The organism is Kribbella sp. NPDC051587 (assembly GCF_044453945.1).
GTDB lineage: Bacteria > Actinomycetota > Actinomycetes > Propionibacteriales > Kribbellaceae > Kribbella.
In genome coordinates this window covers 306,451-326,976 of sequence record NZ_JBITDE010000001.1, presented here as the reverse complement: position 1 = coordinate 326,976, position 20,526 = coordinate 306,451, and the positions used below count along the sequence as shown (strand labels likewise).

Annotated in this window: 24 protein-coding genes; 13 read left to right on the top strand and 11 right to left on the bottom strand. The window is 66.6% G+C overall.

Annotation, left to right across the window (positions count from 1 at the left end):
* Positions 1 to 4: 4 nt before the first annotated feature.
* A complete protein-coding gene (locus tag ACIA49_RS01500) occupies positions 5 to 463 on the bottom strand; it encodes an SRPBCC family protein (RefSeq protein WP_396375114.1) in 459 nt (152 codons plus the stop codon).
* Positions 464 to 576: 113 nt separating this feature from the next.
* Between ACIA49_RS01500 and ACIA49_RS01495 the strand changes: the two genes are divergently transcribed.
* From ACIA49_RS01495 to ACIA49_RS01485, 3 genes are all read left to right on the top strand, one after another.
* Positions 577 to 1,419 carry a MerR family transcriptional regulator gene (locus ACIA49_RS01495; RefSeq protein ID WP_396375113.1) on the top strand — a complete coding sequence of 281 codons (843 nt, stop codon included), beginning with the start codon at positions 577 to 579 and terminating at the stop codon, positions 1,417 to 1,419.
* 101 nt (positions 1,420 to 1,520) lie between these two features.
* A complete protein-coding gene (locus ACIA49_RS01490; protein WP_396375112.1) occupies positions 1,521 to 2,183 on the top strand; it encodes a DUF4097 family beta strand repeat-containing protein in 663 nt (220 codons plus the stop codon).
* A gap of 36 nt (positions 2,184 to 2,219) precedes the next feature.
* Entirely contained in the window at positions 2,220 to 3,443 is a 1,224-nt protein-coding gene (locus ACIA49_RS01485; RefSeq protein WP_396375111.1) for a serine hydrolase domain-containing protein, read from the top strand.
* A 63-nt stretch (positions 3,444 to 3,506) separates the two neighbouring features.
* Here ACIA49_RS01485 and ACIA49_RS01480 read toward each other — a convergent pair whose 3' ends face one another.
* Positions 3,507 to 3,818 carry a hypothetical protein gene (locus ACIA49_RS01480; RefSeq protein WP_396375110.1) on the bottom strand — a complete coding sequence of 104 codons (312 nt, stop codon included), beginning with the start codon at positions 3,816 to 3,818 and terminating at the stop codon, positions 3,507 to 3,509.
* Positions 3,819 to 3,985: 167 nt separating this feature from the next.
* Positions 3,986 to 4,531 carry a DUF1697 domain-containing protein gene (locus ACIA49_RS01475; RefSeq protein ID WP_396375109.1) on the bottom strand — a complete coding sequence of 182 codons (546 nt, stop codon included), beginning with the start codon at positions 4,529 to 4,531 and terminating at the stop codon, positions 3,986 to 3,988.
* 385 nt (positions 4,532 to 4,916) lie between these two features.
* Here ACIA49_RS01475 and ACIA49_RS01470 point away from each other — a divergent pair, with 385 nt between their 5' ends.
* The 3 genes from ACIA49_RS01470 to ACIA49_RS01460 all read left to right on the top strand — a co-directional run bounded on the left by ACIA49_RS01470 (position 4,917) and on the right by ACIA49_RS01460 (position 6,621).
* Positions 4,917 to 5,786, top strand: coding sequence for a neutral zinc metallopeptidase (locus ACIA49_RS01470; protein ID WP_396375108.1), 870 nt, complete (start codon positions 4,917 to 4,919; stop codon positions 5,784 to 5,786).
* 81 nt (positions 5,787 to 5,867) lie between these two features.
* On the top strand, positions 5,868 to 6,206 hold the full coding sequence (locus ACIA49_RS01465) for an ArsR/SmtB family transcription factor (RefSeq protein WP_396375107.1): 339 nt from the start codon (positions 5,868 to 5,870) through the stop codon (positions 6,204 to 6,206).
* Entirely contained in the window at positions 6,199 to 6,621 is a 423-nt protein-coding gene (locus ACIA49_RS01460) for a VOC family protein (RefSeq protein WP_396375106.1), read from the top strand. Before ACIA49_RS01465 ends, ACIA49_RS01460 begins: the two co-directional genes overlap by 8 nt.
* Before the next feature lie 22 nt (positions 6,622 to 6,643).
* Here the strand turns inward: ACIA49_RS01460 and ACIA49_RS01455 are convergent, their stop codons facing one another.
* Complete coding sequence (locus ACIA49_RS01455; protein ID WP_396375105.1) at positions 6,644 to 7,333, bottom strand: alpha/beta fold hydrolase; 690 nt, start codon at positions 7,331 to 7,333, stop codon at positions 6,644 to 6,646.
* On the opposite strand from ACIA49_RS01455, the gene ACIA49_RS01450 reads away from it, so the two are divergent.
* Positions 7,319 to 7,969 (top strand): TetR/AcrR family transcriptional regulator, encoded by a 651-nt coding sequence (locus ACIA49_RS01450; RefSeq protein ID WP_396375103.1) that lies wholly within the window; start codon positions 7,319 to 7,321, stop codon positions 7,967 to 7,969. The two genes, ACIA49_RS01455 and ACIA49_RS01450, sit on opposite strands and share 15 nt — an antisense overlap.
* Positions 7,970 to 7,999: 30 nt before the next feature.
* Here the strand turns inward: ACIA49_RS01450 and ACIA49_RS01445 are convergent, their stop codons facing one another.
* Positions 8,000 to 11,101, bottom strand: a complete 3,102-nt coding sequence (locus tag ACIA49_RS01445) for a PKD domain-containing protein (RefSeq protein ID WP_396375102.1) — start codon at positions 11,099 to 11,101, stop codon at positions 8,000 to 8,002.
* 196 nt (positions 11,102 to 11,297) lie between these two features.
* Positions 11,298 to 12,125: a tautomerase family protein gene (locus tag ACIA49_RS01440; protein WP_396375101.1), complete on the bottom strand. Its 828-nt coding sequence runs from the start codon at positions 12,123 to 12,125 to the stop codon at positions 11,298 to 11,300.
* Positions 12,126 to 12,230: 105 nt separating this feature from the next.
* Between ACIA49_RS01440 and ACIA49_RS01435 the strand changes: the two genes are divergently transcribed.
* From ACIA49_RS01435 to ACIA49_RS01425, 3 genes are all read left to right on the top strand, one after another.
* Positions 12,231 to 12,518: an alpha/beta fold hydrolase gene (locus ACIA49_RS01435; RefSeq protein ID WP_396375100.1), complete on the top strand. Its 288-nt coding sequence runs from the start codon at positions 12,231 to 12,233 to the stop codon at positions 12,516 to 12,518.
* Positions 12,496 to 12,768: an alpha/beta fold hydrolase gene (locus ACIA49_RS01430; RefSeq protein ID WP_396375099.1), complete on the top strand. Its 273-nt coding sequence runs from the start codon at positions 12,496 to 12,498 to the stop codon at positions 12,766 to 12,768. The genes ACIA49_RS01435 and ACIA49_RS01430 overlap by 23 nt, the downstream gene beginning before the upstream one ends.
* Before the next feature lie 118 nt (positions 12,769 to 12,886).
* Positions 12,887 to 13,432: a TetR/AcrR family transcriptional regulator gene (locus ACIA49_RS01425; protein WP_396375098.1), complete on the top strand. Its 546-nt coding sequence runs from the start codon at positions 12,887 to 12,889 to the stop codon at positions 13,430 to 13,432.
* On the opposite strand, the gene ACIA49_RS01420 is transcribed toward ACIA49_RS01425, so the two are convergent.
* Complete coding sequence (locus ACIA49_RS01420) at positions 13,411 to 13,935, bottom strand: TetR/AcrR family transcriptional regulator (protein WP_396376023.1); 525 nt, start codon at positions 13,933 to 13,935, stop codon at positions 13,411 to 13,413. The two genes, ACIA49_RS01425 and ACIA49_RS01420, sit on opposite strands and share 22 nt — an antisense overlap.
* Before the next feature lie 15 nt (positions 13,936 to 13,950).
* Here ACIA49_RS01420 and ACIA49_RS01415 point away from each other — a divergent pair, with 15 nt between their 5' ends.
* Positions 13,951 to 14,928 carry a hypothetical protein gene (locus tag ACIA49_RS01415; RefSeq protein WP_396375097.1) on the top strand — a complete coding sequence of 326 codons (978 nt, stop codon included), beginning with the start codon at positions 13,951 to 13,953 and terminating at the stop codon, positions 14,926 to 14,928.
* On the opposite strand, the gene ACIA49_RS01410 is transcribed toward ACIA49_RS01415, so the two are convergent.
* From ACIA49_RS01410 to ACIA49_RS01400, 3 genes are all read right to left on the bottom strand, one after another.
* On the bottom strand, positions 14,887 to 15,753 hold the full coding sequence (locus ACIA49_RS01410; protein WP_396375096.1) for an alpha/beta hydrolase family esterase: 867 nt from the start codon (positions 15,751 to 15,753) through the stop codon (positions 14,887 to 14,889). The genes ACIA49_RS01415 and ACIA49_RS01410 overlap by 42 nt on opposite strands.
* 350 nt (positions 15,754 to 16,103) lie before the next feature.
* The gene (locus ACIA49_RS01405) at positions 16,104 to 16,835 is read right to left on the bottom strand and encodes an anti-sigma factor (protein ID WP_396375095.1); all 732 of its coding nucleotides are present in this window, start codon (positions 16,833 to 16,835) and stop codon (positions 16,104 to 16,106) included.
* On the bottom strand, positions 16,816 to 17,391 hold the full coding sequence (locus ACIA49_RS01400) for a sigma-70 family RNA polymerase sigma factor (protein ID WP_396375094.1): 576 nt from the start codon (positions 17,389 to 17,391) through the stop codon (positions 16,816 to 16,818). The genes ACIA49_RS01405 and ACIA49_RS01400 overlap by 20 nt, the downstream gene beginning before the upstream one ends.
* A 148-nt stretch (positions 17,392 to 17,539) precedes the next feature.
* Here ACIA49_RS01400 and ACIA49_RS01395 point away from each other — a divergent pair, with 148 nt between their 5' ends.
* Positions 17,540 to 19,168 carry a cytochrome bc complex cytochrome b subunit gene (locus ACIA49_RS01395; protein ID WP_396375093.1) on the top strand — a complete coding sequence of 543 codons (1,629 nt, stop codon included), beginning with the start codon at positions 17,540 to 17,542 and terminating at the stop codon, positions 19,166 to 19,168.
* On the opposite strand, the gene ACIA49_RS01390 is transcribed toward ACIA49_RS01395, so the two are convergent.
* Entirely contained in the window at positions 19,099 to 19,587 is a 489-nt protein-coding gene (locus ACIA49_RS01390; RefSeq protein WP_396375092.1) for a DUF427 domain-containing protein, read from the bottom strand. The two genes, ACIA49_RS01395 and ACIA49_RS01390, sit on opposite strands and share 70 nt — an antisense overlap.
* Positions 19,588 to 19,694: 107 nt before the next feature.
* Between ACIA49_RS01390 and ACIA49_RS01385 the strand changes: the two genes are divergently transcribed.
* Positions 19,695 to 20,504, top strand: coding sequence for a maleylpyruvate isomerase N-terminal domain-containing protein (locus tag ACIA49_RS01385; protein WP_396375091.1), 810 nt, complete (start codon positions 19,695 to 19,697; stop codon positions 20,502 to 20,504).
* The last annotated feature ends 22 nt before the right edge of the window (positions 20,505 to 20,526 follow it).

Genomic DNA, 20,526 nt, shown 5'->3' with positions numbered 1-20,526 from the left:
TGGTTCAGGCACCCGGCTCGACGTCGCCGCGCCACTGGCCGGTCTCGGTGCCGCGGGCCTCGATGAACTCCTTGAACCTGGACATGTCGGCCTTCACCCGGTGCGAGATCACGCCGACCTTGTCGGCGACCGTCTCGGCGATGCCGTCGGGGTCGATGTCCATCTGCGCCGTCACCCGGGTCTCCGCGTCGGACAGCCGGTGGAAGGTGATGACGCCGGCGTGCTTCGGCCCGTCCTCGGTCGTCCAGGCGACGCGCTCGTCCGGGTGCTGTTCGGTGATCGTGGCGTCGAACTCCCGCTTCACCCCACCGATCGAGGTCACCCAATGCGTGTGGGTGTCGTCGGTCTGACGGATCTCCTCGACGCCGTCCATGAACTGCGGGAACGATTCGAACTGCGTCCACTGGTTGTACGCCGTACGGACCGGAACGTTCACATCCACGGATTCGACGATGTTTCCCATCATGACCACCTTTTCCTGAGTTGGGTGCGCACCCGGTGACCACGACGAGCCGGTGCGAAACACGATCTCCCGAACTTCGGCAAAACTTAGGCAGACCGTGCCAAGCTGAAGCCATGCCGACGAAGCCAGCTCAGGACGTCGTGCTGCCCGTTGGCAGGACGGCCTCGCTGCTCGGCATCTCTGCCGTCACCCTGAGGACCTGGGACATCCGGTACGGCGTGAGTCCGTCGGCACGTACCATCGGCCGGCACCGCCGTTACACCCCGGCCGACATCGCGCGCATCCGCCGGATGCAACGACTGATCGACAGGGGAGTCGCCGCCCAGGACGCTGCGCGTCTGAGCGCGGACGCACCTTCGGGCTTCGCCGCGACGGTCGACTCGCTCGTCGCCGCGGCCGAACAGTTCCAGTTCACGGACCTCAGCGACCGCCTCGGCACTGCCCTGACCCGGTACGGCGCTGCTCGGACCTGGCAGGATCTTGTCGCGCCTGCCTTCAGACGGCTGGAAGCGCGCTTCCAGCAGCAGCACGACTGCACCGATATCGAGCTGGTTCTGGCCGGCGGCTACACGGCCGCCGTGGAGCAGTACGTCAGCCAGCCCCACCTGAAGGCACGACCGGCTCAGCCGGTGCTTCTGGTGCCCTGCCCGGAGGAGCGGCACACCCTCGCGTTGACCACGCTTCGCGCAGTTCTGCTGGAGCGTGGTCAGTCCACGGTCATGTTCGGTCCGGACGCCAGCCCGGTGGCCGTCCTTGATGCGATTCCCCGGGCCGACCCGTCGGCCGTCGTCCTGTGGGCCACTATCCGGCGGCCAGGTCAGGCACAACTTCGGCGAAGGATCGAGGCGACCGGACGCCGCGCGTTCGGTGCGGGCCCGGGGTGGCACGGCCGCACTCGCCCGCTGACCACCTTGGCGCAGGCCGTCGATGCCCTGCGCCTCGAGCCCGTTCGCTGACAGCTCTCGGTTCGGCGGTGTCAGCGCGATGTCGGGCCCGTGTCAGCGCAGCTCGCGAAGGTAGTGCCATCAACCGAACGGAAACCATGAAAGGCACCACGATGACTACCTTCACCACCTCCGAGCCGATCACCGCCGTACTCGACCTCCCGGCCGGCACCATCCAGCTGATTGCAGGCGAGCAGACCGACACCACGGTCGAGGTCAAGCCGGCCGACCCGTCGAAGAAGCGCGACGTCAGCGCCGCCGAGGAGGCTCAGGTCAGCTACGCCGACGGGGTCCTGACGGTGCAGATCAAGGCCAAGAACCAGTACTTCGGCCCGTCCGGCTCCGTCGCGGTCAGCGTCCACCTGCCCACCGGCTCCGCGGTCGAGGTCAAGGCGGCGAGCGCCCAGCTCAAGGCCGTCGGCCGGTACGGCGACTTCACCGTCGAGAGCTCGCACGGCGCGATCGACCTCGAGGACGTCGCGAGCGCCAAGCTCACGACCTCCGCCGGTGACATCGCGATCGGCCGCCTGCACGGTCCGGCCGAGATCCGCACCAGCGCCGGCGACATCCGGATCGCCGAGGCCACCCGCGGCGACGTCGTACTGCGGACCGACGCCGGAGCGATCGAGATCGTCGCCGCCGCCGGCACCTCGGCAACTCTGGACGCCGGGACCGCCAGCGGCCGGATCAGCAACTCGCTCAAGAACAGCGGCGACCCCGACCTGAACATCAAGGCCACCACCTCGGTCGGCGACATCACCGCCGCCAGCCTCTGAACCTCACCCGAAGCACAACGCAAGGAGCACACCGCCATGACCTCCACAGGCTTCTCCACGACCGGTCTGCGCCGGCTGCACGACGTCCTCGCCCGCCACGTCGACTCCGGCAAGATCCCGGGCGTGGTCGCCCTGGTCAGCCGGGGCGGCGGCGAGCCGCACGTGGAGACCATCGGCACGATGCGCCACGACGGGGGACCGGCGGTGCAGCGGGACACCATCTTCCGGATGGCCTCCACCTCCAAGCCCGTCTCGATCGCCGCGGCGATGGTCCTGCTGGACGAGTGCCGGCTGCGGCTCGACGACACCGTCGAGCAGTGGCTGCCCGAACTGGCCGACCGGCAGGTGCTGCGGCAGATCACCAGCGAGGTCGACGACACCGTGCCGGCCAAGCGGCCCATCACCGTCCGGGACGTGCTCACCTCGACGTTCGGCCTCGGCATGGACATGACGATGATCGGTACGCCGATCATGGCCGCCCTGTTCGAGCAGGGCATCACACCGAACCTCCCGGTCCCGATGCCGGAGCCGGACGAGTGGGTACGGCGCCTCGGCACCCTGCCGCTCATGTACCAGCCCGGCGAGCGCTGGCAGTACCAGATCAGCAGCGACCTGGTCGGGGTGCTGGTGGCCCGGGTCACCGGACAGCCGTACGACGAGTTCCTGCAGGAGCGCGTCTTCGGCCCGCTCGGGATGAAGGACACCGGCTTCTGGGTGCCCGGCGACCAGATGCACCGCCTGCCCCCGCTGTACGCGCCGGACCCGGCCACGGGTGAGTTCCACGTGTGGGACGAGGCCGAGGGCGGCCGTCACAGCAAGCCGCCGGCGTTTGCAGGAGGCGGTGGTGGGCTCAACTCCACCGCGGACGACTACCACGCCTACTTCCGGATGCTGCTCAACCACGGCGTCCACCAGGGCGAGCGGATCCTGTCCAAGCCGGCAGTGGAGCTGATGACCACGAACCGCCTCACCGCCGAGCAGCAGGTCGCTCGGGAGGCGTTGGCTCGCGACAACGTGCACATCTCGTTCGGCCAGGGCCAGCACGGTGGCTGGGGCCTCGGGATGGCGGTGCGCACCTACCGCGGCGACTACGCCCCGGTCGGGCAGTTCGGCTGGGACGGCGGCAGCGGTACGTCGACGTACGCGGACCCGGTCAACGACGTCGTCGGCGTACTCCTGACCCAGGTCGGCGCGACTGTCCCAAGCGCCACCCAACTGATGCTCGACTTCTGGACCACCCTCTACCAGGCGATCGACTGACCAAGCACAGCCGGCCGGACCACTCCGGCCGGCTGTCGGTTTCAGCGGGCTCGATCAGGCTGGTTAGTCCCTGGCGTTGAAGCCGCCCCAGCGCACGCCGTACGGCCAGGGGCAGGAGACGTGCGATGCGCCCTGAGTGATGTTGACCCACGAGCCGTAGGCCGTGGTCCACCAGCCGGCCCACTCGCAGCCGGCGACGGCCCGAATCGAGCCCGAGCCGAGGTCGCACCAGGCTGACACGGTCCCCAAACTGCTGATCCCGGTATGGCAGCTGCCCGGGTAAGCGGCAGCCGGTTGAGCGGCGACGACCACACCGCCCAGCAAACCGAGGCCGGCGACCAGACCGGCCCCGCCCCGTCGCAGTGACTTGTTCATCTCGGTTCCCCTCATCGAGTGTGCAGCAAGCGGACCCGCCTGTCCTCCAGGCACTAGCGTCTTCCCGCGACGCCTGTCTGCGACCTACGTGTGCAGAGGAGAGCGGGTGACGCACAACCGCGGGGCACCCTGGCGCCGGTCGTGGTAGGCGCTGCGTCCGGATCTCGTCACCTGTGCGCACTCGCGTCGAGCAGGGCGGCGATCTTGCGGACGGTGTTGCAGTTGCGGATGGTCATGCGTTGGGAGGGGCCGGGGCCGGCGAGCTTGGAGATGCCGGTTCTGTTGACGTCCTTGCCGTCGAAGGCCCACAGAACCGCGCCGGGGACGTAGATCAGGGTGTCGATCCCGGGCTTGGCGGGTAGCTTGTCGACGATGTCGGGAGAGTCGGCGTCCGCCCACAAGAACATCACGTTGCAGCCCATCGCCTTGCCGTGTATCCAGTTGGCCGGCAGCGCAGCGGTGATCTGCTGGTAGGCAGCTCCTGTGAGTGTGAGGACGTCCACGGCGAAGCCGAACGCGTCCTTGATCAGCTTCTCGACCGCGTTGTTCACCTCGGCGCTCGTAGCAAGGCTTGTCAGTACGACGTTGCCGGAGTTGATGTAGGTCTTCACGTCGGTGAAGCCGCCCGCTTCCAGGGCTGCGGTGAGGTCGGCCACACCGACCTTGTTCCGGCCGCCGACGTTGATACCTCTGAGGAGGATGACGTATTGCATGGAAAGGCCGCCGTTTCCGTTCCAGGTAAGGGGTTCGGGGTCAGGACATGCGGGCGCCGACGGTGCGGGCTCCGGATCAGTCACGAGGTTGCACGCGTCCGGCCACTGGGAAAGCGTCACCACGGATCCTGCCTCTGGCCGAAGACCAAGCCTGTCTTCTCCCCTCATGCTGAACCTCTACCAGTCTATACTTTGATGCATCAAGGTAGAGGTTGTTGACTGTGCCGGTGTTCGAGCTGTCTGAAGGGGAGCCAGTGTTGTGAGGGCAAGATTTTGTACGGTCACCGCTGTGGTCGTCGTTGCCGCTGCGGTCGTCAGCGGATGTGAGTCGTCCGGCGCGATCAAAACGGCCAATGATCCACCTGTCATCGTTACATCTTCAGAGATGCCGACCGAGCCCACGAGCTCGCCCAGCACTACGCCCACCAGCGTTCCGACACCGACGGTCGCACCGACGTCCAGCGAGCCGACTGAGTCGGCCTGGTCCCCTGGAGTGACCGGATCGGTCTACAACGATCCCTTGCTGGGAATGAATCCGGTGCACCTCGAGCAGGGCTACGGCATTGCCAAGCTGAACTGCCGGTTGCCGGCGTGGCACCTCCAGGCCGCTGCGGCCCGGATCTTCTACCAGGCTGCAATCTCCTGCCACGACCGTGCCTGGCGAGCCACTCTGAGCCACTTCGGCCTCACACTGCAGACCCCGCTGCTGTGGGCCGGAGCCAGCTCCGCGTCGTACTCGGGTGCCTGTGGGCAGAACAACACCGGCCGGGAGGCGTTCTACTGCGCTGCCGATCGGACCATCGTGATGCCGTTCGACTCGATGCGATCCATCGCCCGGTACGGCGAGGGCTACGCGCTGGCGGTGTTGTCCCACGAGTACGGCCACCACGTCCAGGAGCAGATCGGCGTGATGGCGGCGTTCCTGGCGCGCAACGAATCCATCGGCTACAAGAGCGCTGCCGGGCAACTGCTGTCACGGCAACTGGAGCTGCAGGCCTGGTGCTTCTCCGGCATGTTCTACGGAACCAACACCGGGCGCGGATCGATCACCAGATCACTTTCCCAGCAGGCCTTCGTCAACAACAGCAATGCCGGTGACCGGCCAGGAGAACTGCGACAGCACGGTACCAATCAGAACGTGGCGAACTGGTTCGGCTGGGGCCGCCACCCATCGCTGAACCCCTCCGCGAAGGTCACTCCGTCCATGTACGAATGCAACCCGTGGGCCGCGCGCGACGCCGGTTGGCTCCGCTAGCTTGGCTGGTCAAGGTAACCCTCGAGTAGATGTCGGTGCTGAGATTGACGAACTATTAGCGAACACGCTAATAATTAGGATGTGCAAGATGTTCCGGACAGTGCCTCCGCCTCCGCGTACGACGCGATCTTCGCCGCGCTGACCCACCCGACCCGACGGCAGATCCTTGTCACCCTGTACTTCGAGGGCGGGACGATGGCGGCGGGCGACATCGCGCGAATGTTCGAGCACGCCTGGCCGACGATCTCCCGCCACCTGCTAGTGCTGGAAGAGGCCGGCCTGGTCACGACCGAACGGCATGGCCGGAACCGCACGTACCGACTCGCGCCTCGGCGCATCGAACTGGCGGTCAATTGGCTCAGTTGGTTCTCTGGGCCGGCTCACCCTGACCATCGACCACAGGAAGACACCCATGACTGATGCAAACCCGGCCTCCGATCCTTCGGATGCACCGACCCTGTTCCGGCTCAACGTCGAGGTGGCTGACCTTGATCAGGCAGCCTCGTTCTACTCGACGTTGTTCGGTGTCGTCGGCCGCAGGCAATCCGGCTCGCGCTGCTACTTCACCTGCGGCCCGGTGACACTGCAAGTCCTCGACGTCTCCGGCAGCGGACCGGTCCAGCCACTTCCGAAGTCGCTGTACTTCACGGTCCGCGACCTCGACGCGGTCTACGCCCGCGCCCAGGACCTCGGCTGCCTGGCGACCGAACAGGTGCACGGCCAGCCGGGCGGCGAGATCACCGTCCGGCCCTGGGGTGAGCGTTCGTTCTACGTCAACGATGCCTGGGGCAACTCCCTGTGCTTCGTCGAGGCCGGCACCGTCTACCAGGGCTGACGGACTCTCGCTGGCGTGTCCATCAGATGGTGGCGAGGGTGTTGAGCAGGTGGGCAAGCTTGGTCGGCGCTTGGATGTGGGCCAGGTGGCCCTGGCCAGCGAGCTCGTGGATTGCGGCGTGAGTGACGTGCTGCCGCACGTTGTCGAACGACGTTCCGTAGGGGGCGGTTCCGCGGTTGTGCTGGCCGATGATCAGGTTGACGTGACCTGCCTGTCGCGCCATCGCGTCCGGAGGTGACGCTGCGTTGAGGGCGGAGAGTTCGGCGTACAGGGGTTTGCTCAAGCGACGTAGGAGCGCCCAGCTGTGCTGGTCGGCGCGAAGATCCTCGACATGCGCAGAGGAGAAGCCGGAGATCTGTCGATTGACGATCTCGACGCTGCGATCCCGGTCCGCTGCGTCGTCTGCGCTCTTCAGGTCCGGCAGTGCATCGCGTCCGAATGGTCGCATCACAGGCTCGTAGGCGATCACCTGGGGAATCGGGTGTTCGTTGGCGGCCAGCAAGGTGATCAGGCCGCCGTAGCTCCAGCCGAAGAGCGCCGTCGCGTTGTCGAACTCGTCAAGAACGATGCCGAGGTCCTCGACCTCTGTCCGTAGCGAATAGGCGTTGGTCAGAGGCCCCGAGGGCGTGCGTCCCCGGCGGTTGACGACCACCACTGAGGGCCACGCATCGATGGCACCGACGACGTCGCGCCACGCGTGCGCATCGCTCATCACACCCGGTACGACGACCGGACCCGGCGCGTCCGGATCGCCGTACACATCGACCGCGACCACGCGGTCCTCGAAGCCGCTCGCCTGTTCTGGCGACGCGGCTACTCCGGCACTTCGACCCGCGCCTTGGTCTCGACCCTCGGGCTCTCCACCTCCAGCCTGTACGCCGCCTTCGGTAGCAAGGCCGGGCTGTTCGAGGAGGCGGTGCGGACGTATGCCGAGCGGTACCGCGAGATCTACCAGCAGGCTGTCGCCGAGAACGACATCCGGACTGTCGTCGAGCGCATTCTGATCGAATCGGTCCACGAGTTCACCCAGCCGACCGGCACGCACCCGGGGTGTCTGATCAGCAGTGCCGTGATGACCGACAGCACGAGCACGCTCGATACGAGCGCCTACATCGCCGAACTACATGCCGAGAACGAGCAGGCCCTCCTCGCGCGCATCCAGCGAGCGATCCAGGACGGGCAGCTGGTCGCGACCACCAACGCAGCGGTTCTGACCGGGCTCATCCAATCCATCTGGCACGGATTGTCAGCCCGGTCCACCATCGACACGGCCCGCGAGGACCTGCTTGCAACGGCACAACTTGCTCACCAATTGATCTGCCAACAGCTCACGCCATCAACATCCTGACCCCGACGTTGTGCCGAACCTGGTCGTGCGTCAGTTGGGCTGGGTGCCCGTCACCGTGACCTCGGCCAGGCTGATCACACCGGCGCTGGTGGCCGGGGACTGCACCTTGACGTAGCGGGCCACGGTGTTGGTCGGCAGACTGGTGACCGCACCTGGCGTCGCCCCGAGGTTCAGCTTGGTCACTGTGGCGTCGGCCATCAGCTGGGCGTAGGTCCGGCCTGACATGCTGGCGGTGGAGAGGAACACCACCGCGTTGTTCAGCTTGTCAGTCGCGGCGTCGGTCCGGTTGTGCACCGTGACGTTGCTGACCCGGGAACTGGTCTGCAGGTCGACCTGCCACCACGGCTGTGAACTGGACGCCGTCCGGCTCACCGACCCGGCAGAGAAGACGCCGTTGGTGTTCCCGTCCACGGCCCGGGCGGCGGTGCCGACGTCGGTCGACGACTGCGTGGCCGGCCGGTTGGTGGACAGGTTCACGGCGCCGGTGGTACCGGCGACCTGCAGCTCAGCCAGGTTCAGCGTGGCGATGATGCTCGACAGCTGCACCCGGACGTACCGGCCGGTGGCGTTGCCCGCGTTCAGGGTCAGGCTGTTGGTGGTGGACGAGAACGCCGCGAACGACATCTGCTTCACCGAGGGGTCGGACTGCAGCGAGGACATCGACCGGCCGTTCATGTCGGTCGAGGAGATGAACACCGAGCCGCTGCCCATCCGGTTCGAGTCGGTCCGGCTCCACACCGTGACCGTGGAGACGGCCGCCGCGGAACCCAGGTCGACCTGCCACCACGGTTGGGTGGAGAGGTTGGTCTGGGTCACCGAGCCGCTCGAGAACACGCCGTTGGTGTTGCCGTCCACCGCCCGGGCCGCCACCGCGGTACCGCTGGTGCTCGACTGGGTGGCGGTCTTGCCCCTGGCCAGGTTCGGAGCGGTGACGGTCACCGTGGTGGTCGCCGCCGCGCTGTTGGCCTTGCCGTCGCGTACGACGAGGCTGAAGGTGAGCGTGGCGGGTGTGGCTGGGGCGGTGAAGGTCGGCTTCGCCGCCGTCGTACTGGACAGTGTCACGGCCGGCCCAGCGGTCTGGGTCCAGGTGTAGGTCAGCGGGTCGCCGTCGGCGTCGGTGCCGGACCCGTTCAGGGTCACCGCAGTACCTGTGTCGACCGTCTGCGCCGTACCAGCGTTCGCGACCGGTACGGCGTTGACCGCGGTGGTGGTCACCGTGGTGGTCGCTGCCGCGCTATTGGCCTTGCCGTCGCGCACGACCAGGCTGAAGGTCAGCGTGGCCGGTGTGGCCGGGGCAGTGAAGGTCGGCTTCGCCGCCGTCGTACTGGACAGCGTTACCGCCGGCCCAGCGGTCTGGGTCCACGCGTAGGTCAGCGGGTCACCGTCGGCGTCAGTGCCGGATCCGTTCAGGGTCACGGGCGTACCAACCGTGACCGACTGCGGCGCACCGGCGTTCGCCACCGGGATGCGGTTGGTCGGCTCCGAGAGCGGCCGCGGGGTGCAGTTGCTGATCGAGACCGTGAAGGGCTCGAGGTTGTTGTTCGTCTCGATCATGGCGCCGTTCTCGGCGCCTGTGAGCGAGATGGTGTGCGTCTGACCGGCGTCCACGAGGGTCTCCCGCCACACGTCCTTGCCGCGCTCCCACTCGATGATCAGGACCCGGCCGGTGACCACGTGAACGGTGCACCCGTCGGCCCAGGCACCCATGTACGGGTAGAGCGGATCGCCCGACTCCGAGAAAACGTTGCGGGCGTTGTAGCCGGTACGGCCATTGCCCTGGTACGCCGTACCGGCCGGCCAGGTGACCACGCCGCCGTACCAGTCGGGGTCCTCGCCGGTTCCGGCGTAGCGCCAGCGGGCGCTGACCCAGGAGACCGGGTTGCAGGTGGTGGGGTCGGTGCAGGCAGGCGTGGGCGGGCCAGCGGTGCCGGGCACGATGGCGTACCCGAACGGGGAGTCGCTCTGCACGCTGACGAGGCTGCTGTTGCTCAGGGAACTGGACACGGTGTAGCTCTCGCCGGCCGTCAGTACGGCCAGCGATGCGTGCGTGCCGTCGGCTGGGCCCGCGTAGACCGTGGCGCTGCCGGAGGTGACGGTGATCTTCCAGCCCGCCACCTTGGACACCGGTGCGTACACGTCGTGAGTGACGGTGTAGCCGTAGCGGTTCCGAACGGGCTCGGCCGCGGGCGGCCAGACCGCCGCGTTGTTGCTGTCCGACGGCCCCCACGGGCAGGGGCTGCTGGTGCAGTTCCAGGTGGCCAGCACCGAGCTGTCACCGGAGGCCAGCGGCGGGGTGGTCGGCACGCCGGGGGTGATCGTGTACCCGAACGACGAACCGTCCTGCACGCTGACAAGGCTGCTGGGGTTCAGGGTGCTGGGCACGGTGTAGCTGCTGCCGGCCGACAGAGCGGCTAGCGAGGAGTGGGAGTCGTCGGCCGGGCCTGCATAAACCGTGGCGCTGCCGGAGGTGACAGTGATCTTCCAGCCCGCCACCTTGGACACCGGTGCGTACACGTCGTGAGTGACGGTGTAGCCGTAGCGGGCCCGGACGGGCTCGGCCGCAGCCGGCCACACCGCCGCGTTGGCGCTGTCCGACGGTCCCCACGGACAGGGGCTGCTGGTGCAGTTCCAAGTGGCCAGCACCGAGCTGTCACCCGAGGCCGGTGGCGGGGTGGTCGGGATGCCGGGGGTGATCGTGTACGCGAATGACGAACCGTCCTGCACGCTGACGAGGTAGCTGGGGTTCAGGGTGCTGGGCACGGTGTAGCTATTGCCGGCCGACAGCGTGGTTAGTCCAGAGTGCGAGTCGTCCGCTGGGCCTGCGTAAACCGTGGCGCTGCCGGAGGTGACGGTGATCTTCCAGCCCGCGACTTTGGACGCCGGGGCATACACGTCGTGAGTGACGGTGTAGCCGTAGCGGGCGTGGATCGGCTCGGCCTCAGCCGGCCAGACCGCCGCGTTGGCACTGTCCGACGGCCCCCATGGACACGGGCTGCTGGTGCAGTTCCACGTCGCCACAACAGAAGCCGCAGGGTCACCCTCAGCTGCCCACGCAGGCGCGGTGGTGAGACCTAACAGCGTCACGACCGCAGTCGTGAGAACGAAAAATGCGGTCGCGAAACGTTTCAGCATGCCGGCCCCCCGGATTGTGACTCTCCCCTTGCGGCAAACCGTAGCGTCAAGTCGCCCCCTGTCAACCAAAAAGGAAGGGGAAAGAGGCAACCACGAGCCATTCGTTATGGCGCCATCACGCTACGGAAAACCTCCATGACGCATTGATGAATTCCCATTGCTCAGTGATGTGATCGGCGGAGGGTGACCTGGTTGGTCAGCTTGCCGGGCGGCCGGTGGCAGCGGTGTCGGCGTACAGCTGGGCGCTGGTGATGCGCCCGCCGCTGACCTCGAACAGCCACAGGTTGTGAATGACGATCGGGGTGCCGGTCGATTTGGGTACGGCGGTGTCGGTGAGCTGGACGACCAGGTGGCCGTCGGCCTCAATGACCTGATCGAGACGGATGGCGAATGACTCCCAGACCTTGTCGCCGCCGGGCGTGCCGCTGAACAACTTCTCGAAAGGCTCGATCCCAATGAACTCGCCGCCGTAGCCGAGTGAGGTCGGCAGTCTCAGAACCAGGTCATCGCGGAGCATTGGCCGGATCGGATCGATCTCGCCGCGCTGGAACAACGCGGTCAGCGCGTAGGTCAACTCTGCTGTGCTGTAGGCGGTGCGGGCGTCGGGATGCTTGCCGGCAGCCTCCAACGCTTCGGCCGCGCCGACGTCGGTGGCGATGACGCCGCCGCCGAAGGAGAAGTCCTCGGGACCTGAGAGCGACATCATGACGAAGACGTCCTCGGGCCGGACACCTGCATCGTCCTGGAGCAGGCGCACGACGGTTTCGTAGAACCGGCGCTTGGCGCGCTTGCCGCGGTCGAGTCCATCAGTAATGCGGATCACGAGCCAGTCGTCACTGCGCGGCCCACCACGGAAGGCACGGTCGAAGACCATCTCGCCCTCGTCGTACTGGTGGATGAGCTGGAAGTTGTCGTCGGGCTTCATGTTCAGCTCGGCGACCAGCGCATCGTGGACTGCCGTGGATACGGCGCGCAGGTAGTCGGGTGACTTTCCCCTGGCAAGCGAGATGTCGACGAAGGGCACGACGGACTCCTCTCTTCAAGGGCGGAGGTTGGCTTGTTCGCCCAGTATATATGCTGCTATACATAGAACAAATCCTGGGTGCCCCATCTGAAAGGAGATTCCGACATGGCACTGCCGACTCTTGTTCTCGTCCACGGTGCGTTCCACCGCAAGGAGGTGTGGACTCGTCTGCTCGAAGAGCTTCCCGATGTGGATGCTCGAACCATTCAGCTGCCGTCGAGTGCTCCAGTGTCCGTGGATCAACTGGGCAGCATGTACGACGATGCCCGGGCCGTGCAGGACTTGGTGCTGAGCGTCGACGGCCCGGTTGTCGTCTGTGCTCACTCCTACGGAGGTGCTGAGCAGGTCTTCTACAACGATCTGTCCGAGCATGACGCAAAGGCAGCAGCTTGACGCCTTGGGTCCGCAATCCCTCAGTTCGATGCGGCAGCCTCTCACCCGGGCGGCATGGCATGACACCCCAAGCACCTATGTGATCGGCGAACGGGACGCGGGGCTTCCTGTCCACATGCGAGAGCGCTTCGCTACCCGGCTTGCGACCGTACGGCGGTTGGACACCTCGCACTCGCCGTTCTACTCCCAGCCCGCCGAAACCGCCGCGCTCCTCCGAGAAGTGCTGAGGTCTCGTCCGGCTGGGTCCTGACCCGGATCAGGCGGTCTGGCTGGCGTGCAGGGCTTCGCTCGAGTAGTACTATGTAGGGAGTAATGCATAGTTGAGTGAGGAGCCGGTCATGCCACGGAGGAGTGACGCTCGGCAGAACATGATCGAGGCGGCCCGTAGTTTGATCCGGGAGCGCGGGTTGAATGCCACGGCGATCGCCGACGTACTCGAGCGCAGTGGGGCCCCGAGGGGGTCGGTCTACTTTCATTTCCCCGGCGGCAAGGCGCAACTGGCGACCGAGGCGGCGGCCGCGCACGCCCACGATCAGGTGCGGATGATCGACGAGTTCGCCGCCGAGTCCTCTTCGGCAGCGGAATTCATCGAGCGGTACGTCGATGCGGGCCGGGACGGAATGCTGGACAGTGGCTTCGGGCGCGGGTGTGGTCTCGCGCCGCTCGTCACTGAAGGTCCACACGATGTGGAAGACCTCGCCGAGACCGGCCGGCAGGGATTCACCGAGATGGTCGACCGGGTGGCCTTCCATTTCGTTGCCTTCGGCATTGGTCGCACAGCTGCTCGAAGCCTCGCTGACGCGGTGATCGCCGGGATGGAAGGGGCAATGATCACCTCGCGAGCGTTTCGCAGTCCCAGTGCTTGGGACTCCATGAAGCAATCGTTGCTGGCTTACGAGAAGTCTGTGCGCTGATCGCCGAGTAGGTCTGCGACATGGCGTCGGGCCTCAGTGAGGGGCCGCGGATCGTTCAAGGCCTGCGACCGACTGATCGCGCCGTCGTACAGCAGTGAGATCAGGCTGCCAACCCGCTGGGAGTCCTTGACGCCGGCGTTGGCAGCCAATCGCTGCAGCCGTCTCTCGAAGGCCTGCTTATGCCGCGTCGCCGCACGGTGTGGATCACTGTCCGGTTCGGGGAATTCGGTCGATGCGGCGATGAAGGGGCAGGTCGCGATGAACGGGCCGGTGCCGCTGGGAGCGAACAGTTCAAGAATCTGGCCGCGTGCATTGTCTTCCGACCCAAGCTGCTCGCCGAACATCCGCCGGTCTCGCTCCTGCAGGTAGGCATCGATCAGGGCCGACTTGTCGGCGAAATGCTTGTACAGCGTGCGTTTCGACACCGGGGCCGCGGCCGCGACCGCTTCCATCTGCGTGGCCACCATCCCCTGTTCGCGGAACAGCCGGGTGGCGGCCGCCAGAATCCGACACAGCGTTTGACGCTGACCCTGTTCGGTATGCCGCTCGGCTTGGCAGGGCTCGGCGGGGCCTGGTCAGCGGCTACGAGTCTGGTTCACGCGCCGGCCTGGCCCGCCGAGATTTTCTACGGCGCCAGCGATGCACTCTGGCTGACCTTCGTCATCACGTACCTTCGCGGCGGCTGCCGGACGCGTGGTGCGTTCAGCGACGACTTGAGGCATCCGATGAGTGGGCCGTTCGCGTCGGTGATCCCGCTCGTCGCCGTATTGCTCTCGGCCCACTACACCTCCTACAACTTCACGGTGTTCGCCTGGATCTGTGGTGCAGCGGTCATCGCACTCGCAGTGGTCGTCGCCCAGCTGATCGCGCACTGGCTCAGCGGGGCGGTCGACCTGCAGGCCGTTCATCCCGGCTACTACATCCCCGCGGTCGCGGGGCCGTTCATCGCGAGCATCGGGCTCTCCACCATCGGTGCGCGGTCCCTCGCCATCGCCGCCATCGGTGCGGGGCTGTTTTTCTGGGTCGCCATGACCGCGATCGTCGCCGTACGGATGTTTATCGGCGAGCGACTACCCGACGCGCTCCGGCCCGCGATGACCGCCTTCGTCGCCGGCACCTCCACCGCCAACTTGGCGTGGTTCATCGCCCACCCGGGCCGGGTCGACCAGGTACAGGACCTGATGACGGGCGTCCTCGTACTGATGCTGTTGGTGCAGGGCGCACTGGTGGGCGAGTACCGCACCCTCTCCTTCAGCAGTGGCTGGTGGATCTTCACCTTCCCACTTGCGTCGACGACGAACTACGCCATCCGCTGGTTCTCTGCAGTGCAGCCGCCAGGCTGGCAGACCTATGCCTGGGTGGTACTGGCCTGCACGACCGCGTTCATCCTCTTCGTTGCCGTGCGCACCATTGAGACGGCGGGCCGTGCCCAGGCCCGCCGAAAGCAGCGTGGTCTAGGGGAGGGGGTGGGCGTTGAAGTAGTCCCAGATCAATGAGGTCGCGTTCGGATCTGCGCTCGGCCAATCGTGGCCAAGGCCGTTGACGCGGACCTGTTCGAGTGGGCAACCACTCCACTGACGGTAGACCGTGCGACCGACCGTCTGGCTGGTCGAGGCGCCGCAACCGTCGCGTTGTGCCCAGGCAGCGAACCAGTCCGGGATGGCGGGAAGTCCCCGGGTCGGGTCGCCGTCGTACGGGATCACGGTGTCACCAGTACCGTGAAAGGCCTTGACGGGCGCTGGGCGGGACGGATTGCACGGACCGGCTTGCGGGTAGTACGCGCCGGCGACCGGTGCGAACGCGGCGATCCGACTCGTCATCCGGCACGCGAGGAGCGCGGTGAAGCCGCCGCCATTGGACTTCCCCGAGGCGTACAGCCGCTTGGTGTCGACGCAGAGCTGACGTTCGAGCGTCGTCAGGAGATCGTTGGTGAACAGCACGTCGTCGGCGGTCGACGAGTACGGCGCACCCTGCCAGGCCGACGCGCCGTCGGTCCCGGTGATGCCCTGCGGATAAACGGCGATCGTTCGCAGCTTCGACAAGCCGGTCAGTGATTCCTGCTCCTGTCTCGACGAGCCGTGCCCGTGAAACGACAGGACGACAGACGAAGGCTGGTCTTTCGTGTAGGACGTGGGCAGATGGATCCGGTACCTCCTGGTCCGGCCGCCAGAGCTCAACGTCGCTTCGGTCGAGGCGCCGACTGCGTACGGCGGTGTCGAACCGCAGCCGCTCGATCCAGCCGCTGCGGCGGGCAAAGTGGTGGACGGCACTGCGAGCATGGCCACGGCGGCAGCCGCGACGAGGGCGGAGATGCGTCGCATGGTTCCTCCTTCAGGTTCCCGAAAGAGTCCACCGCGCGTGACCGGCACCACACGTTGAGTTCATATTGTTCATCGGTTCTGCAGGCGACCATCGCCAGAAGCTCCAGCTCGCCTGGGTGCATCCGGACAACGCGCTTCGCCGACAGTCACGGCCAGGCCGGCGGAACTGCCGTCGGTGGCCGCGCATTCACCGGCTCCGAGCAGACTCGTCGTACCGGCCGTTTGGCTTGATCTGCCGATCGCCGCGGGGGATACCGTGACAACCTGGTCGTGACCGCCGATCCCATGCCGTAAAGGCGTTTCGAGCTCTGTCAGGAGCACTGACCGATCGGTACGGCGGCCAGCGGGCCTCAGGCGGGGAGGGTTCCCCGGATGATGCTGTCGTGGGAGTGCTCGGGGTTGCCGTCGTCGGGCTCGAGCGAGACATCGACGATGCGGTAGCCCTGAGCGGTGATCTGGCGCGGGATCTGGAACGTGCCGCCGGTGGCCGGATCGAGTACGCCGAGTGACACCATCCGCTTGCCGTCGGTGTTGATCAGCCAGACCTCGTAGAACCCCTGCTGTGCGGACAGGCCCGAGGCCGTGACCTTCAGTTGGCCACCGGCGGCCGCTCGCACGAGGTCCGCCGTACCGGCTCCGGCTTTGCCCTCGAGCGGATCGAGTTTGATGGCGACCTCGACCGGTGGCGCTTTCTCGTCGTCGCGCAGCAGCAGGGTGCCGCCGATCCCGACGCCGGCACCGACCAGTGCGGCGACGGTCGCTGCGACCGCCAGCGTGCGGCCGCGAAAACGTCCCGGAACCGCCGTACGGCGCTTGTCACGCAGCTGTGCCACGGGGGCAGCGGGCGCGTCCTCCGGCTGGTCCGGATCCAGGCTCAGCTCGTCGGTGATCCGGGCCCACAGCTCCGCAGGCGGGGCTTCCAGTTCCGGCAGATCGTGGACCTTGTCCAGCATCACCCGCAGTTCGGACAGCGTGGTCGCGCAGCGGTCACAGGACTCGAGATGAGCGGTGCCGGGTCCGTCCGGGCCACCTTCGCCCATCGCCCATTGCGCGAGGACCTCGTCATCGAGATGTGGCGTCACCAGTCACCTCCTTGAGTCGGTCCCGCAGGTGCAAGAGACCACGGCGGATGTGGCTCTTGACGGTTCCCAACGGCAGATCCAGCTGCTCCGCGATCTGTGGATGTGTTCGGTCTTCGTAGAAGGCCAGCTTCAGGATGGTCCGACGGGGGTCGTCGAGTCGCTCCAGTTCGTCGGCGATCACCAGCCGATCGACGGTGAGGTCGTCGACAACCTGGGTCGGCCGTTGCTCGGCCAGCCGGGCCGCGGCCTCGGAGTTCCGCAGTTCGCGGCTGCGGGCGGTCAGCCGGTCGGCGATCCGGTGCCTGGTGATCCCGGTCAGCCAGGCGCCGAGCTGGCCGTTGTCCGGGTCGAAGTTCGCCCGGCCGCGCCAGGCGGAGACGAAGACCTGCTGGGTGACGTCCTCGGCGTCGGCACGGTTGCCGAGTGCTCGCAGTGACAGCGTGAAGATCATCGTCGACCAGCGCTGATAGGCATCCGACAGGCTGTCCGGACGCCCTTCCGCGAAGGCCTTCGCGATCTCGGCCGGCGACGGGCTGCCGGCCTCCCTGCTGGTCACGGCGGACACTCTAGCGAATCCCTGATGGCTCCTCTTGAGTGCGGGCATTTGTGCTGTCTTCGGCCGAAAGCCCCCGGCCGGATGCATCCAGCCGGCCGGTTGCGGCGGAAGTTCTCAGTGCAAGGCCCGGCGAGAGAGCGGATGACCGATGGCGAACCAGGAGTTCCCCGGCGCGGTGCGATGGCTCGACGACCGCACCGGGATCGGCAAGGTCGGCCGGAAGAACCTGCGCAAGGTCTTCCCGGACCACTGGTCGTTCATGCTCGGCGAGATCGCGCTCTACAGCTTCATCATCCTGATCCTCACCGGCATCTTCCTGACACTGTGGTTCAAGCCCTCGATGGCCGAGGTCGAGTACCAGGGTTCCTACAGCCTGCTCAAGGGCCTGCATATGTCCGAGGCCTATGAGTCAGCGCTGAATATCTCGTTCGACGTGCGCGGCGGCCTGTTGATGCGGCAGATCCACCACTGGGCGGCCGTGCTGTTCATCGCCGCCATGAGCATCCACCTGCTGCGCATCTTCTTCACCGGCGCCTTCCGCAAACCGCGCGAGCTGAACTGGATCATCGGGATCGTGATGCTGTTCCTCGGCGTCGTCGAGGGCTTCATCGGCTACGGCCTGCCCGACGACCTGCTGTCCGGCACGGGCCTGCGGATCACCGAGGGGCTGGTGCTGGCCTCGCCGATCATCGGTACGTACCTGAGCTTCTTCATCTTCGGCGGCGAGTTCCCGGGTGACGACTTCGTGTCCCGGTTCTACACGGTGCACGTGCTGCTGATCCCGGGAATCCTGCTCGGGCTGATCACCGTGCATCTCTTCCTGGTCGTCTATCACAAGCACACCCAGTTCGCGGGTCCCGGCCGGACCGAGAAGAACGTCGTCGGCTACCCGCTGATGCCGGTCTACATGGCCAAGGCCGGCGGCTTCTTCTTCGTCGTCTTCGGCATCACCGCGCTGATGGGCGCACTGCTGCAGATCAACCCGGTGTGGCTCTACGGGCCGTACAACCCGGCGGAGGTGACCGCGGGCTCCCAGCCTGACTGGTACATGGGCTGGCTGGATGGCGCCGTACGGTTGATGCCCGGCCTGGAGAGTCACTTCTGGGGCATCACGATCAGCTGGAACATCTTCCTGCCCGCGCTGGTGATCCCGCCGCTCTTCATCGGTTTTGTTGCCTTGTACCCCTTCCTCGAAAGCTGGATCACCGGGGACAAACGAGAACACCACCTGCTGGACCGGCCGCGCAACGTCCCGACCAGGACCGGTATCGGGGCCGCGCTGGTCACGTTCTACGGCGTACTGTGGCTGAACAGCGGCAACGATCTGATCGCGGTGCAGTTCCACTCGTCCATCAACACCATCACCTGGGTCTGTCGCGTCCTGATCATCGTGGGCCCGGTGCTGGCCTTCCGGATCACGAGGCGCATCGCCCTCTCCTTGCAGCGCAAGGATTCCGAGCGACTCCTGCACGGCATCGAGAGCGGCATCATCACCCGATCCCCGGACGGTGGTTACTCCGAGCGGCACGTCCCGATCTCGCCGTCGGAGGCCTACACCCTGGAGACCCGCGCACGCACCACCGTTCTCGAACTACCACCCGCCACCGACGGCAACGGCGTACCGGCCCCACACCGACGCCGAGCCCGTCTGCGCGCCGCCCTGTCCCGCTTCTACTTCGCCGATGTCCCACCGACACCGCGCGTGGATCACCAGAAGTTGGTGCCGGGCGAGCCTTTGAAGGGACCGACAACACGTGACGTCACCCAACCCCCGTAGAAACTGCCGGGCTGAGGCGCTACGCGCTCGCCGTCGACCGTGCACAAGTCGACGGCGCCCGGATACAAGGCGACGTGATCCAGCAGGGCGGCGTACGGCGGAGCCGGGTCGGGGTACCACCACGCCTTGCCCATCGCGACCTTCTCGCCGCCGATGAGGTCGAGATAGCTGGCGACGCCCTTCCATTCGCAGTACGACGTTCCCTCGGCCGAGCGCAGGCTGCCTTCGGCGAAGGCCGAACGCGGCAGGTAGTACGTCGGTGGATGGCTCGTCTCGAGCACCCGCCAGGAGCGCGAAGTCTCGGCGATGACCTGCCCGCCCAGAGTCACGACCACCTGCTCGGTCGACAAGTCGATCGACGGAGGCCTCGGGTAGTCCCAGACCGATTCCTGGCCCGGGCCGGGCTGGATCTTGCCCATGATCATCCTTCCAAGCAGACCGCGGAGAGAAACCGGAAAGAAACCGTAAAGACCGTAGGGCACAGTCTGCGGCAGATCGAGGACGAAACCTGAGAGGAACCACTCACATGAACAAGGTGACCGCAGAACGTGCCCGGCGAGCGATCGTCGAACACACTCTCCGGCTGGCGGAATCCGCTGTCGCGGCCGGACCTGACGCGGTGGTGCCGACGGCTCCGGAGTGGACGGTCGCCGAACTGGTTGAGCACGTCGGACAGACGCAGCACTGGGTCGCGGACATCATCGAGCGGCGCATCACCGACCCGGCCCAGCTGCCCACCGAGGTGGCGAAAGCACCCACTGATTCCGGTGTCTGGCAGGCGTGGCTGTCAGAGTCTGCCCAGCGGGTCGTAGATGCGTGCTCGGATCAGGCGATCGACGCGCCGGTGTTCAATGCCGCCGGTGACGAGCGGACCGGTACGCAGTTCTGGCTAACCAGCATGCTCAACGAGTCCGTTGTCCACGGCTTCGACGCGGCCAACACGGCCGCCACCGTCAACGCAACCACCCGACCGACCGGCGCCGGCATCGCCCCGGACATTGCTGCCGAGCTCATCGGCAACCACCTCGCGATGCTTACTTCACCCACCTGGGCGGCGCGGCGACCTCAATCCACTGAAGCACTCCGCGGCACCGGCCAGACACTCCAATGGCAGGCCACGGACACCACTGACGCCTGGTACGCCGTACGCGGCCCCGAAGGCGCCACCTGGCACCGCGGCACCCATCCGTCGGGCGTCACTGTCACCGGCCCAGCAGGCTCGCTCCTCCTCGTCATGACTCGCCGCCTCAGCCTTGAAGGCACGGGCATCGACATCTCGGGCGACCTCAGCCTCGCGCAGCACTGGATCGACAACACAGCCCACGTAGCCGGCTAGCCGACCAACAGACGCCCAGCCA